The organism is Azospirillum sp. A23, assembly GCF_042938965.1.
Taxonomy (GTDB): Bacteria; Pseudomonadota; Alphaproteobacteria; order Azospirillales; family Azospirillaceae; genus Azospirillum; species Azospirillum melinis.
On record NZ_CP170666.1, the window covers coordinates 1,730,770 to 1,745,000 of the forward strand.

11 protein-coding genes (1 of these 11 running past the window's edge) are annotated in these 14,231 nt (G+C 67.4%); 8 read left to right on the forward strand and 3 right to left on the reverse strand.

Translation table 11 applies throughout. From position 1 onward, the window contains the following. Positions 1-37: 37 nt before the first annotated feature. The 4 genes from ABNQ40_RS16565 (at position 38) to ABNQ40_RS16580 (ending at position 7,126) form a co-directional block, all read left to right on the forward strand. Entirely contained in the window at positions 38-1,351 is a 1,314-nt protein-coding gene (locus ABNQ40_RS16565) for a glycosyltransferase family 4 protein (RefSeq protein WP_109050703.1), read from the forward strand. 195 nt (positions 1,352-1,546) lie between these two features. Then, positions 1,547-2,734, forward strand: coding sequence for a polysaccharide pyruvyl transferase family protein (locus ABNQ40_RS16570; protein ID WP_109050702.1), 1,188 nt, complete (start codon positions 1,547-1,549; stop codon positions 2,732-2,734). Between the two features lie 57 nt (positions 2,735-2,791). Continuing rightward, positions 2,792-3,586 carry a hypothetical protein gene (locus tag ABNQ40_RS16575; RefSeq protein ID WP_391347286.1) on the forward strand — a complete coding sequence of 265 codons (795 nt, stop codon included), beginning with the start codon at positions 2,792-2,794 and terminating at the stop codon, positions 3,584-3,586. Between the two features lie 126 nt (positions 3,587-3,712). After that, positions 3,713-7,126, forward strand: a complete 3,414-nt coding sequence (locus ABNQ40_RS16580) for a DEAD/DEAH box helicase (RefSeq protein WP_391347288.1) — start codon at positions 3,713-3,715, stop codon at positions 7,124-7,126. Positions 7,127-7,132: 6 nt separating this feature from the next. Here the strand turns inward: ABNQ40_RS16580 and ABNQ40_RS16585 are convergent, their stop codons facing one another. The 3 genes from ABNQ40_RS16585 to ABNQ40_RS16595 form a co-directional block, all read right to left on the reverse strand. Beyond that, positions 7,133-8,356, reverse strand: coding sequence for a hypothetical protein (locus tag ABNQ40_RS16585; protein ID WP_109050699.1), 1,224 nt, complete (start codon positions 8,354-8,356; stop codon positions 7,133-7,135). Positions 8,357-8,360: 4 nt separating this feature from the next. After that, a complete protein-coding gene (locus tag ABNQ40_RS16590; protein WP_109050698.1) occupies positions 8,361-9,920 on the reverse strand; it encodes a glycosyltransferase in 1,560 nt (519 codons plus the stop codon). 178 nt (positions 9,921-10,098) lie between these two features. Continuing rightward, complete coding sequence (locus ABNQ40_RS16595) at positions 10,099-10,314, reverse strand: hypothetical protein (RefSeq protein ID WP_146255504.1); 216 nt, start codon at positions 10,312-10,314, stop codon at positions 10,099-10,101. A gap of 249 nt (positions 10,315-10,563) precedes the next feature. Between ABNQ40_RS16595 and ABNQ40_RS16600 the strand changes: the two genes are divergently transcribed. The 4 genes in view from ABNQ40_RS16600 to ABNQ40_RS16615 are tightly spaced (at most 31 nt apart) and all read left to right on the forward strand, a layout consistent with a single transcriptional unit that may run on beyond the window. After that, complete coding sequence (locus ABNQ40_RS16600) at positions 10,564-11,571, forward strand: sulfate ABC transporter substrate-binding protein (protein ID WP_098737752.1); 1,008 nt, start codon at positions 10,564-10,566, stop codon at positions 11,569-11,571. Between the two features lie 3 nt (positions 11,572-11,574). Further along, positions 11,575-12,477: a sulfate ABC transporter permease subunit CysT gene (gene cysT / locus ABNQ40_RS16605; protein WP_109050697.1), complete on the forward strand. Its 903-nt coding sequence runs from the start codon at positions 11,575-11,577 to the stop codon at positions 12,475-12,477. Beyond that, positions 12,467-13,354 (forward strand): sulfate ABC transporter permease subunit CysW, encoded by an 888-nt coding sequence (gene cysW, locus ABNQ40_RS16610; RefSeq protein WP_109050696.1) that lies wholly within the window; start codon positions 12,467-12,469, stop codon positions 13,352-13,354. Before cysT ends, cysW begins: the two co-directional genes overlap by 11 nt. 31 nt (positions 13,355-13,385) lie before the next feature. Continuing rightward, positions 13,386-14,231, forward strand: partial view of a sulfate/molybdate ABC transporter ATP-binding protein gene (locus ABNQ40_RS16615; RefSeq protein WP_109050695.1) — the 5' portion only. 192 nt of this gene lie beyond the right edge of the window; the window shows 846 of its 1,038 coding nt (coding positions 1-846); the start codon lies at positions 13,386-13,388; its stop codon lies off the right edge, out of view.

Here is a 14,231-nt window from a genome sequence, read left to right on the forward strand (position 1 = left end):
GTTCACACCCCCTTCGACTTGGACAGACGGTCACCCGATGAGCAAGACCAAGCGCGCGCTGATCATCAGCCATGGCCACCCCTCCTTCTCGCTGGGCGGGGGTGAGGTCGCCTCCTACAACCTGCACAACGGCTTGCACGACCTGCCGGGCTGGGAAAGCCACTATCTGGCCCGCGTGGCCCCGCCCATCGCCCAGCACCGCGGCTCCGCCCTGATGGCGCTTCGCCAGAAGGAACGGGAGGTTCTGTACTACGCCAACGACTACGATCATTTCCGCCTGTCCAACCGCAACCTGCCGGGGTTGGAGAAGGACTTCGTCCGCTATGTCCGCGACCTGCAGCCGGACGTGGTGAACTTCCACCATTTCCTGGGGCTGGGGATCGAGACGATCCAGGCGGTGCGCCAGGCCCTGCCGCGCGTTCCCATCGTGGTGACGCTGCACGAATACCTGTCGATCTGCCATCACCACGGCCAGATGGTGAAGACCAGCCGCAACACGCTCTGCTACCGCTCCAGCCCGGCCGACTGCGCCGGCTGCTTCCCGCACATCGGCGAGGCGGAGTTCTTCAAGCGCGAGCTGTTCCTGAAGACCTTCCTGGAGCAGGCCGACTTCTACATCAGCCCGTCGAACTTCCTGATCGACCGCTATGTCGACTGGGGGCTGCCGCGCGAGAAGTTCCGCATGATCGAGAACGGCCTGACCATCGAGGGCATCGCCCCGCCGCGCCCGGTCACCCGCGGCGGCAAGCGCAACCGCTTCGCCTTCTTCGGCCAGCTGACCGAGTTCAAGGGCGCGCACCTGCTGGTGGAGGCGGTGTCGCGCCTCTCCGACAAGGTCTGGGGCGAGGATGGCGCGCTGATGATCTTCGGCGGCAATCTGGAACGCCAGCCGGAGGCCTATCAGAAACGCTTCAACGACGCGGTGGAGAAGGCCGGCGACCGGGTGCGCTTCTACGGCAGCTACCGCTCGGCCGAACTGCCGGGCCTGATGAAGGACGTCGACTGGATGATCATCCCGTCGATCTGGTGGGAGAATTCCCCCGTCGTCATTCAGGAGGCCTTCCTGCATGGCCGCCCGATCATCGCCAGCAACATCGGCGGCATGGCGGAGAAAGTGACCCACGGCGTCGACGGCCTGCATTTCCGCAACGGCAGTGTCGAGGATCTGGTGGACCGCATGACGGAGGCGCTGACCACGCCCGACCTGTGGGACCGCCTGCGCCTGCGCATTCGCCGCCCGATCGACCGCGCCGAGTGCGCCCGTCAGCATTCGGAGGTGTTCGACGCCCTGCTCGCCGCCAGCGGTGCCGCACCCTCCATACCGGAACGGGCAGTGGCTCAGCGGTCTTGAAAACAAAGACAAGATAGCCTGTGATATTTTCGGAGGTATGGAATATTATGCTCCGACATCATCTGAATATCTTGCTAGTATTGGAATGAAAGTCACGAGGCCTTCCAGACAAGGTCTGTGCGCCAATTCGAATTGTTCCGGCAATGGTCCGGATATCATCCATCCCTATTGACGCCAAACCCAGGGAGCTCCGCTGTGGCCAACATTCTCGTCATGATTCCGTCGGGAGAAGTCTATGATCACGACTGCGTGCGTTGGTACAGCTACCAGGACATCCAGCGCAGCATCGACCACTACCACAACATCGGCGACGCTTTCGTCTTCGACTCTTCGTTGAAGCTGCTGACCTACGACAAGCTGGATGTGCTGGAGATCCGCGAGTTCCGCCAGGAGGTGGTCGACCGGATCAACGCCGAATACGACTATGTTTTCCTGCGCGGCAGCAATTACATCCACGATTCGATGGATTGGCCGGCGGCGACCATTCAGGTGCTGGCCAAGCTGCGCATCCCCGTCATCGCCTTCGGCGTCGGGGCCCAGGCGCCGGCCACCGGCAAGCTGACGCTGACCGAGGAAAGCAAGCGCATCTGGCGGATGATCGCCGATAAATCGACGACGCTCGGCGTGCGCGGCACCTACACCGCGGAAGTGCTGTGGGATCTCGGCATCAAGAACACTCGGATCGTCGGCTGCCCGACCGCCTTCCGCAACCGCGATCCGGAGCTGCGCATCGACCTGCCGGCTCTCGACAGCGTGCGCAAGGTCGGCATCACCATGCGCCGCGAGGTCTCCAAGCATTATTCGCCGGATGTGCGCAAGTATCTGGAGCGCCACCGCGACTTCGTAAAGGACATCTCCCGCCGTTTCGACACGGTGCTGATGATGCAGGGCGAGGTCGAGGAGAAGAAGCTGCTTTGGGGCACCGAGGAGCAGAAGGCGGAAGCCTGGGCCCACCTGCATGACAGCGCCTGGCTGAAGCAGTGGTATTTCGACGACGAGATGGATGCGCTGTACCGCGAGCGGCTGTGGTATTCGGACGTCGTCGCCGATTATGAGAACCTCGTGCGGTCGAAGGATCTCGTGCTGGGCTACCGCCTGCACGGCAACCTGATGGCCCTGTCGAACGCCACGCCGTCGGTTTACTTCAGCTATGACAGCCGCACGGCGGAGTTCGCGGAGACCTTCGCGATCCCCTGCTACAACGTCTATTCGGACAAGCCCTTCGTCCTTGAGGAGTACTGGGACCAGAGCCTGTTCGAGAAGTTCAACCGCACCTACTACCAGCGCTATCGCGACATGCGGGAGTTCCTGGACGAGAACTACGTCCCCCACCGCATGCCCAGCCACACCCTGCGCCGCACCACGGAACGCAAGGCAGCGTAAGCGCAGAGGCGCCGTTTCCAACCCGACAATCGTCCAGAACAACCGGAAAGCGGTCCCATGTCCGCCACTGCCAAGATTGTCGAGCTTCGCGACACCACCCCCGTGGCCGATCCCCTCGACGCACCGCAAGCGGCGGCCATCGTCGGTCATATCGACGCCTTGCAGGGGGGGCGCGTCTTCGGCTGGGCCTGGGACGGCAACCATCCGGCCGACCGGCTGGAGGTCGAGTTGCGGCTGGAGCGGGACGGTGGTCCGCCGGAAACGCTGGCACGGGTGGCGGCCGACCGTCCGCGGCCCGATCTGGCCGGTGGCGGCATCGGCGATGGCGCCCATGCCTTCGAAGCGGAGGTGATCCTGCCGGAGGGGGCGGACCCGTCGCGGGTGGTGGCGGTGGTTAGGTCGCCCTCCACCGGCGAGACGGCGACCTTCGCCCAGCCGAACCCGGAGGACCAGCGGCTCGACCGGCTGCTGGGGCCGCATCTGCACCGCATCGGCGAGCGGATCGACGCTCTGCGCCGCGACCAGCGCCAGCTTGCCGCCGCCCAGCAGACCATCGGCCGGCTGCTGCGCGATGCGGGCGAGGGGGTGACGGCGCTGCGGGCCGATGCCGCCCGTCTGGAAACATCCGATGGCGAGCGTTCCGACGCCCTGGCCGAGTCCGTGCGCGAACTGTCCGAGCGTGTCGGCGGCCTGGAGGTTTTCCTGATGCGGATGGACCAGAGCCTGCGCGGACTGGACAGCGCGTCGGCGGAAAAGACCGGCGGGGCAGGGTGGTCGCCGCTGCTGACCGTACTGGGGTCGACGGCCGGCGCCTTCCTGGCGGTTCTGGTCGGCTGGCTGGTGCTGCACTGATCGGGAAGGTTCCGCTAGACTGTGAAGGATAGGCAACCGCGGGAGACCCGGCGGTGTTTAACCTTCGCGGCCCTGACGTCCCTCCCATCGGGGGCCGTGCGGTGCGATAAAGCGGAGCCTGCCCATATGCTTGACGGATTCCCCGTCGCCGAACCCGCCCCCGAAGCGCCGTTTCCGGTCCCGGCATCGTCCCCCACGAGCTTATCCGTCGGCAGCGAGGGCGAGCTGGCTGTCCGGCTCGCGGCACTCGCCCGGCGTCCCGGCGGCGTCCTGCTGCTTGCCCGCAGCGATGCGCGTGCCACCCGGCTGGCACGGCTGGTGGGCGACCTTTTCCCCGATCTCGACACCATTCTGCTGCCCGTCGACGAGACGGCGGCCGGCGACCGTGCCGCCCCATCGCGGGCCGTGCTGGGCCGCCGGGCCGCCGGATTGATGCGGCTTGCCGAAGGGGGAGAGCCGGCCGGCGGGCGGCTGGTGGTGACCTCCGCCGATCTGGCCTTGCAGAGGTTGCCGCCGCCGCAGGCCTGGGCGGGCGGGCATTTCCGCCTGACCCGCGGCATGGCCTATGACGAAGCCGCCTGGCGCGGCTGGTTCGCCCGCAGTGGCTATGTGATGGACGACCGGGTCGACGAGCCCGGCGAGGTGGCGATCCGCGGAGCGGTGGTCGAGGTCTTCCCCGGCCACTGCGACCGCCCGGTCCGCTGCGACATCACCGACGGGGTGGTGCGCGACCTGCGCCTCTACGATCCGGTGTCCCAGCGCTCGGTCGAGTCGATCGACGAGCTTGCGCTGGGGCCGGTCACCGACCTGATCGTCGGGCCGGAGATGCTCGACCGGCTGGCTGCCAGCCTTGCCGGATTGGGATCCGTGCTACCGGAAGGGCTACGGCGGGAATTGGAGGAAGGCCGCCGGCCCTATGCCTTCGACCTCCAGCTTCCCAATGTTTTCGACGACTGCCCGTTGCTGCTGGACCTGCTGCCGGACGCTCTGGTCGTACTCGATGCCGGTGCGCGCGACCGCATCGAGGCACGGGCCGACGATCTGGCCGAGGCGGGGATCGACAGGCGGATCCGGCGCGACGATCCCTGTCTGCTGCCGGTCCCGCCGCTGGAACGCCGGCTGATCGACGCCGACGCGCTGGAGGCAAAACTGGTCGCCCGGACCTTGCTGCCGGTGGAGGTCACGACCGGCTCTGTCATGGAGGCAGTGCGGACAGAGCGCACGCTGCTGCGCCGGGCGGCGGGTCTGGTCGGGGAGGGCCGGCCCGTGCTGCTCGCCGCCCGATCCGGTGCAGGCGAGGCCGACCGGCTGGCCGAGCGGATGTCTTCGGCATTGGGGCGTCCGGTGCCCCGGCTGGACCGCTGGCCCGATCCGCCACTGGCGGCGGGAGACTGCGCCGTGCTGGCTTTGCGGAGCGTCGACGGCTTCACCTGCGACGGCATGACTGTGCTGGTCGCTCCCCGCCATGCCGAGGAGCGCGGCGGCGAGGGGCAGGTCCGGCCACCGCTGGCCCCGTCCGAACTGTCGACCGGCGACTTCGTCGTGCACCTCGACTATGGTATCGGCCGGCTGATCGGTCTGGAGACCATCGCCTCCGGCGACGGCGAGGAGTCCACCGCCGATTTCCTGGTGCTGGACTATGCCCATGACGACCGGCTGCTGGTGCCGACCGCCGATTTCGACCGGCTGTGGCGCCATGGCTCGGCCGATACCGGTGCGAGGCTCGACAGCCTGAAGAACGCCCATTGGCTGGAACGCCGCGCCGTGCTGGAGTCGGAGATCGGCGAGACCGCCAAGGGTATCCTGCGCGAAGCCCGCCGCCGCGCGCGGGAGACGGCGCCGGTCATCGACCCGCCGGCCGACCGCATGCGCCGGTTCGGCGCCCGGTTCGGCTTCGACCCGACCGAGGGGCAGCGCCGCGCCGTCCAGGCCGTGCTCGACGCCATGCGCCAGGGCCAGCCGATGGACCATCTGGTCTGCGCCGATGTCGGTTATGGCAAAACCGAAGTGGCGTTGCGCGCCGCCGCCGCGGTTGCCTTCGCCGGCCATCAGGTTGCGGTGATGGCGCCGACCTCCGTCCTCGCCCGCCAGCATCTGGAGGTGTTCCGCCGCCGCTTCGCCGGCTTCGGCGTCAGGCTGGAGCCGCTGACCGGCGCCATGACCAAGGCCGAGGGCGACCGCGTGCGCGCCGGGCTGGCCGACGGGTCGGTCGACATCGTCATCGGCACCCATGCCCTGCTGTCCAAGGATGTCCGCTTCCAGCGCCTCGGCCTGATGGTGGTTGATGAGGAGCAGCGCTTCGGCGCGACGCAGAAGCAGGCGTTGAAGCGGCGCATCAAGGGCGTCCACAGCCTTGCGCTCAGCGCCACCCCGATTCCGCGCACCTTGCAGGGTGCCCTGGCGGGTCTGCGCGACCTCAGCATCATCGATACGCCGCCGGCCCGCCGCCGGCCGGTGCGCACTGCCGTAACGCCCTGCGACCCGACCACGGCCCGTGCCGCCCTGTTGCGTGAGTTGGGACGCGGCGGGCAGGTCTTCTGCGTCACTCCGCGCATCGCCGACCTCGGCGAACTGGAGGCGTGGATCCGCGGGCTTGTCCCGTCGGCCCGCATCGCCGTGGCGCATGGCCGGCTGGGGGCGGCGGCGTTGGACGATGCGGTGATGGGCTTCGTCGACGGCGAGAGCGACATCCTGCTGGCGACGCCGATCATCGAATCCGGCATCGACATCCCGCGTGCCAACACGCTGCTGCTGTTCCGCCCCGACCTGTTCGGGCTGGGCCAGCTGCACCAGCTGCGCGGCCGGGTCGGGCGCGGGGCGGTGCAGGGCTATGCCTACCTGCTGACCGATCCCGACCACCCGTTGGAGGAGCGGGCAGCGCGCCGGCTCGGCTCGCTGGAGGTGATCGAAAGCCTGGGCGGCGGCTTCGTACTGAGCATGCTCGACCTCGACCAGCGCGGAGCGGGCGACCTGCTGGGCGAGGACCAGAGCGGCCATCTGCGTGCGGTTGGCACCGAACTCTACCAGCGCATTCTGGCCGACGCCCTGCGGGCGCTGCGCCGCCAGCCCGATGCACGCTGGGATCCGGAGGTGACGGTCGCGGTGCCACACTGCATCCCGTCGGCCTACATTCCGGAGGAGGAGCTGCGCATCGGCCTGCACCGCCGCATCGCCCGCACCCGTGAGGCGGGCGAACTGGACGCCCTGCGCGAGGAGATGGAGGACCGCTTCGGCCCGCTGCCGGCCCCGGTGGAGCGGTTGCTGGCCATCGCCGGGCTGCGCTGCCGCTGCCGGGCATTGGGCATCGCCTCGCTCGGCTGCGGTCCGGCGGGCGTGGCGGTCACCCTGCGGGGCGAGCGCGCCGCGGCCAGGGCGGCGACGCTGGCGAAGCGCTCGAAAGGCGTCCTGCGAGCGCAGGACGACCGCCTGTCGGCAGCGCTGGAGGCGCCGGATGCCGAAAGCCGGCTGGCGAATGCGTCCCGCGTGCTCGACTGCATCGAGACGATCGTCCGCAAGGCGCAGCGGCGAAAGCGGGAATAGCCCCTTTCAGCGACAGGCGCGACCGATGACCCGCGGCAGGATGGCGGTGAGCGCCAGGGCGTCGAAGCAATGCTCCAGATGCGCCGACCGCAGCCTCGCGCGGCGGTCGGCGTCCCCGGACAAAGCGGAGAGAAGGCTGACGGCGTCGTCCTCTCCCGCGAAGGTCAACCGGTCCTCAGTCTGCCCGAACAGCCGGCCGGTGTCGGCATGGCGCCAGCTGACCAGCAGCGCGTTGCGTTTGACGATCTCCAGCGTTCTGGGAAAAATCGCCGTGTCGAAAGCGAGGCTGCCGAAATCCAGGCAGGCCGCCGCGCCGGGGTAGGCGTTGCGCGGTGCCGGCGAGACCGGACCGGCCTTGAGGCCGAAGCGTTCCCATCCATTGCCCCACAGCGAGAATCCCTCGCCCAGACCGCGGCGGAGCGCGGTGGCGAAGCGGCGGCGGTTCTCCACCGCGAAGGCGATGGTGAAGGCGCGGTTGAAGTCCAGCGTCCAGGCCGGGTCCGCCGAGCGGTCGGCCAGCCCGCAACGGTCCATGGCCTGCACCCTGTGCAGTGCCGGCCGCTCCGTCATCGCCGCCGCCACCGCTTGCGCATCGCGTTGGATCGAGGGAGCCACCGGCTCACGCCCGGCTTCCAGATGCTCGGGCCAGCCCTGTCCCAGATAGAGGACACGGTCCCGCACCGACGATTCCGCATCGGCATCGAACTGTCCCTTCATTGCGGCATAGGGGTGGCGGCACAGTCCAGGCGTGTCCGGTGTCATCCAGCGCTTGTACAGATCGACCGTTCCGTCCGCCGCGGGGGCGGTGCAGATCCAGCGATGGACGCCCAGCGGCTCGTGGAAGACCCGGCTCAGCCCCAGCCGGACGGCCTGCTCGGCCGATCCCTGGCACATGCACCACATGGAAACGTCGTTCTCGGCCATCCAGCGGTCGGCATCGCGGATCTGTTCGGCGTTGACGGCGCCGATCTCCTCCAGCGGGTGCTTCAGGCACACATGCACGATGGCCGGCGGAGAGCCGAACTGCGCGATATAGTCACGCAGCATCTCCACGGTCGGCCTGGGGATCTCGAACAAATTCAGCACGAACAGGGCGTCGATGTGGCGGTCGATCACATCCTGTGAGATGTCGGGCAGCGCCAGCACCGACTCATGGCCCAGATCGACCAAAGCGGCTTGGATCGACCACAGGATTTCCGAGGTGCCCTGTCCGCAAAGCAGGAAGCGCATGCCGCTATCTCCGCTTGTCGAACAGGCTGACCGCCTCGGCCATATAGGCGGAAAGCTGGCCGTTGTCGGCGCCCTCCCGCTCGACCACCTCAATGCGGGTACGGGCTTCCTGCCGTGCCCCGGCCAACAGCGCCGGATCGCCCGCCAGGGCGACGGCGCGGGCGACGAAGGCGTCGTCGTCGGCCACCACGAAGGACGGTCCGGCTACGCTGGCGACGTCGCCGCCGTCGAAGGACAGCACCGGCACGCCGCCGGCCATCGCCTGGGCCGCTCCCGCCCCTCCACCGGCACGGCGCGGGTTCACGAACAGGTCGCAGACCGACATCAGCGCTTCCACGCGGTCGACATGGCCCAGGCTGCGCAGCCGTCCGGCGTGGCGGTCGGCGGCAAGCCGTCCGGGCAGGCTTTCCACCCCGCCGGCGAACAGCACCAGCGCCCGCGGGATTGCATCCAGGATCCGGCCCAGCAGATCGAGGAACCCGCCGCCGGTCTCCGCATCGAGGCGGTTTCCGACGACGACGCAGACGAAATCGCCCTCCTGCAAGGCGAACTCCGCCCGTGCCGCCGTCTCCCCGGTGTGGCGCAGCGACAGGCCGAAGCGTGCCGGACGCCAGGATTGTGCCAGCCGTCCGCTTCCCGGCGGTCGCACATGGCCGCCGAAATCCAGCACGATATCGGCGAGCGACACGGTCTGTCCGCTGGTGGTCGGGACGCACATGACCGGATACGCGCTTCCCAACAGGTCGGCGACGATCACCGAACCGCCGAAGCCGATCACCAGATCGGGGTCGAAGCGTTCCACCGCAGACAGGAAGCCGGCCAGCTTATCGGCGGTGAGGCCGGGAACGGTGGAGGACAGCATGCGGATCCGCTCGCCGCCGCAGCGGATCGTCTGCTCTCCCGACAGCCTGTCTTCCACCGCGGCGGCGAAAGGCGGGACGAAGGCACTGTAATAGCGGTCCGGCATCATGTTGGTGTTCAGCACCAGCACCGTCCGGCCCAGGTCGCGCTGCAACCGCACCGCCAGCAGCAGCAGGTCGCGCGACGGCTGGTGTTCGGCGGACAGGAACTGGTTGGTCACGATGACCACCCGTCCCGCATCGGGCATGCCTGCCTGCCGTCCGGCGGGAACCAGCTCCAGCCGCACCGCAACCTGCCACAGGAACCGTTCGTAGAAGGGAAAGAGGTGTCCGACGACGAAATCGGGCACCGAGCCCAAGTCCATCCGCATCAGGAACAGCTGACGCTGCATCGACCAGAAGATCTGGTTGATGCCGTCCAGCGATGCCAGATCCAGCACAGTGTCCAGCATCTCCAGGATATGCAGGTAACGGTGCAGATCGCCGGAAACATAGGCCAGCGCCGATTCGCGCAGGATGGGGTCCAGGCCGGCGGTCGCGCCGTCCAGCCTTTCCATCGCAGCCGCATCCTGTCCCAACCCCGCTGCCCTGGCGGACTCGCAGCTGCCGGAGATTGCCTTCAACGCCTCGCCGGTTCCGGCCGGGCCGCAAAGATGGGCAATCAGGTCGGTCAGTTCCGTAGCATGTGAAGCGGAGGCTTGCATCGTTGGAAAAATCCCGGCTGGCGCAGCGGCCACCGGCGGCGCCTCGACGGGGCGGGATTGTGCCGGCATCCGTTTCCACCGATAGGTGCGATGCCGACAGCTGTCAATGCACTCGCTCCGCGACACCGTCGCCACGTGCCGCCCCGGATCGGGAACGGCACGTGGCTGCCGGCTGTCTTTACCAGGTCGGGAAGAACAGCAGCAGCAGGGAAAGCGCCGCGAGGATGCCAAGAATGGTCCACATGGCGGGGCGCCCCAGGCCCCGCGAGGTGCCGGCCTTGGGGAGTTCGGTGCCCAAATTCCGGGAAGGGCCAGCCATTGCGTTTGCTCCTGACAGTGTCGATCTGTCGGTAATCAACAAGGCAAGACCGGTAAAGTTGCCGCTTCCGGTCATTCTTCCCCATCTGCCCCCATACGGCGCGGGCTTGGCGATGAGGGGCGGCACGGATTTTCTGGAAGCGTTTTTTGCTTTACCGCCAATGGGTTGATTGTGTCTCGCGGATTTCCCGTGGGAATCGTCGAAAAAACCACTTTCCAAGCGCGCCAGCCATCGGCAAACTCTACACAAGAAATAGAAAAGTTGCCGCGGGTACCACGAAAAATTCCCGTGCAATTCAGGAGCCACCGAAGGAGACCCCCTGTCATGTCGCTTCGCCGCCTGACTCTTCTCGCCGCCGGTCTGACCATGGCCTGGCTGGGTGTGGCCGCCGCCGATTCCAAGGACTCGCTGCTGAACGTGTCCTACGATCCCACCCGGGAATTCTATGTTGAGTTCAACAAGGCGTTTGCCAAGAAGTGGGAAGCCGAAACCGGCCGCGCCCTGACCGTGCGCCAGTCGCACGGCGGCTCCGGCAAGCAGGCGCGCTCGGTGATCGACGGGCTGGATGCCGACATCGTGACCCTGGCGCTGGGCTACGACATCGACGCCATCGCCGATACCGGGCTGCTGCCGAAGGACTGGCAGAGCCGCCTGCCGAACAACAGCTCCCCCTACACCTCGACCATCGTGTTCCTGGTGAAGAAGGGCAATCCGAAGGGGATCAAGGACTGGAACGATCTGGTGAAGCCGGGTGTCCAGGTCATCACCCCGAACCCGAAGACGTCGGGCGGCGCTCGCTGGAACTATCTGGCCGCCTGGGCCTATGCTCTCCAGGCCAATGGCGGTGACGAGGGCAAGGCCAAGGAATTCGTGGCGCAGCTGTTGAAGAACGTTCCCGTGCTGGACAGCGGCGCCCGCGGCGCCACCGTGACCTTCACCCAGCGCGAGATCGGCGACGTGCTGCTGGCCTGGGAGAACGAGGCCTACCTGTCTCTGCAGGAATTCGGCGCCGACAAGTTCGAGATCGTGGTCCCCAGCCTGTCGATCCTGGCCGAGCCGCCGGTCGCCGTCGTCGACAAGGTCGTCGACCGCAAGGGAACCCGCAAGGTGGCCGAGGCTTATCTCCAGTTCCTCTATACCCGTGAAGGACAGGAGATCGCCGCCAAGAACTTCTACCGTCCGCGTCTCCCGGAACTGGCGAGCCAGTATGCGGGACGCTTCGCCGATGTTAAGCTGGTCACCATCGACCAATTCGGGGGCTGGCGTGCCGCACAGGAGAAGCATTTCTCGGACGGTGGTGTCTTCGACCAGATCTTCCAGAAGGGGCGTTGACCTATGGTCGCCGCTGCCGACAGCGACGGCGCTCTGGCAGGAAAGGGGGGTGCGGTGACGGTCCGCGCCCCCGTTCCTCTCTTCCGGAAGCCCAGCGTTCTCCCCGGATTCGGGCTGACGCTGGGCTTCACGCTCAGCTATCTCGGCTTCATCGTGCTGGTCCCGCTGGCCGCCCTGATCGTCAGGTCCAGCGGTCTTGGCTGGAGCGGGTTCTGGTCGGCGGTGACGACACCCCGCGTTCTCGCCGCCTTCGAGGTCAGCTTCGGGCTGTCCTTCGCCGCGGCGCTGACCAACGCGATCTTCGGTTTCCTCGTTGCGTGGGTGCTGGTCCGCTACGACTTCCCCGGCAAGCGGCTGGTGGATGCGCTGGTCGATCTGCCCTTCGCCCTGCCGACGGCGGTGGCCGGCATCGCGCTGAGTGCGCTCTATGCCCCGAACGGCTGGCTGGGCAAGCCGCTGAACGAGCTGTTCGGCATGAAGGTCGCCTTCACGCCGCTCGGCATCGCCATCGCGCTGACCTTCATCGGCCTTCCCTTCGTCGTCCGCACGGTGCAGCCGATCCTGCAGGACCTGCCGGCGGAGGAGGAGGAGGCAGCGGCCTCGCTGGGCGCCTCGCGTTTCCAGACCTTCCTCAGTGTCATCCTGCCGGCCATCCTGCCGGCGCTGGTCACCGGCTTCGCCCTGTCTTTCGCCCGCGGTGTCGGTGAATACGGCTCGGTCATCTTCATCGCCGGCAATATGCCGGGCCTGACGGAGATCCTGCCGCTGCTGATCGTCATCAAGCTGGAGCAGTACGACTATGCCGGCGCCGCCGCGGTCGGTACGGCGATGCTGGGGGTGTCCTTCGTCATGCTCCTGATCCTCAACCTCCTTCAGCAGTGGATGAGGTCGCGCCATGCCCGCTGACACCAGCATCACCGCCCCGGCCTCCATCCCGGTGCCGCCGGGGCGATCTGCGCTGACCGAGCCCACCTGGGTCCGGGCGCTCCTGATCGGCGGAGCCCTGCTGTTCCTGGCGCTGTTCCTGCTGCTTCCCTTGGTGGCGGTGTTCGCCGAGGCGCTGCGCCGCGGCTTTGGCGCCTATTGGCTGGCACTGACCGAGCCGGACGCGGTCGCCGCGATCGAGCTGACGCTGATCGTCGCCGCCATTTCGGTGCCGGCCAACCTGCTGTTCGGCGTCGCCGCCTCCTGGTGCGTCGCCAAGTTCGACTTCCGCGGCAAGAATCTGCTGATCACGCTGATCGACCTGCCTTTCTCGGTGTCGCCGGTGATCTCCGGCCTGATCTACGTCCTGCTGTTCGGCATGAACGGGCTGTTCGGCTCCTACCTGCGCGACATGGGCGTTCAGATCATCTTCGCCGTCCCTGGATTGGTGCTCGCCACCATCTTCGTCACCTTCCCCTTCGTGGCGCGCGAACTGATCCCGCTGATGCAGGAACAGGGCTCCGACGAGGAGGAAGCTGCACTGGTGTTGGGCGCGTCCGGCTGGCAGACCTTCTGGCGGGTGACGATCCCCAACATCAAATGGGGCCTGCTCTACGGCGTGCTGCTGTGCAACGCCCGCGCGATGGGCGAGTTCGGCGCCGTGTCGGTCGTCTCCGGCCATATCCGCGGCGAGACCAACACGATGCCGCTGCATGTCGAGATTCTCTACAACGAATATAATTTCGTCGCCGCCTTCGCGGTCGCCTCGCTCCTGGCCATGCTGGCCCTGGTCACGCTGGTCGTGAAGACCGCGCTGGAGTGGCGCTTCGGGGATGAGCTGGCGGCGTCCCGGCACTGATCGCCGGGCTCTGGAGAGGAAAACGGGACCAATGGCGATCCAGGTTTCAGGCATCACCAAGCGCTTCAACGATTTCACCGCCCTCGATTCCGTCGATTTGGAGGTGAAGTCGGGGGAGCTTCTGGCCCTGCTCGGCCCCTCCGGCTCGGGCAAGACCACGCTGCTGCGCATCATGGCTGGGCTGGAAAGCCCCGACGGTGGCGGCCTGCTGCTGAATGGCGAGGAAGCTCTGGGGCTGAAGCCGCGCGACCGGCAGGTCGGCTTCGTCTTCCAGCATTACGCCCTGTTCCGGCACATGACGGTGTTCGACAACGTCGCCTTCGGCCTCAAGGTGCGGCCGCGCGGCGAGCGCCCCGGCTCCGCCGAAATCAAGCGGCGGGTGACCGAGCTGCTGGAACTGGTGCAGTTGTCGCCCTTCGCCGGGCGTTATCCGGCGCAGCTGTCAGGCGGCCAGCGCCAGCGCGTGGCGCTGGCCCGCGCTCTGGCCATCGAGCCGAAGGTGCTGCTGCTCGACGAACCCTTCGGCGCCCTCGACGCCAAGGTCCGCAAAGAGCTGCGGCGCTGGCTGCGCAAGCTGCATGACGACATCCACATCACCTCCGTCTTCGTCACCCACGACCAGGAGGAGGCGCTGGAACTGGCCGACCGGGTCGTCGTGATGAACCAGGGCCGGATCGAGCAGATCGGCACGCCGGCGGAGGTCTACGATCACCCGGCCTCCGCCTTCGTCTATGAATTCCTCGGTCAGGTGAACCGTTTCGACTGCACGGTGGAGGGCGGCATCGCCCACGTCGGTGACGGTGCCCTGGCCATCCCGACCCAGGGAGGTGTGCAGGGGCCGGCGGTCGCCTATGTCCGCCCTCATGACCTTGGGGTC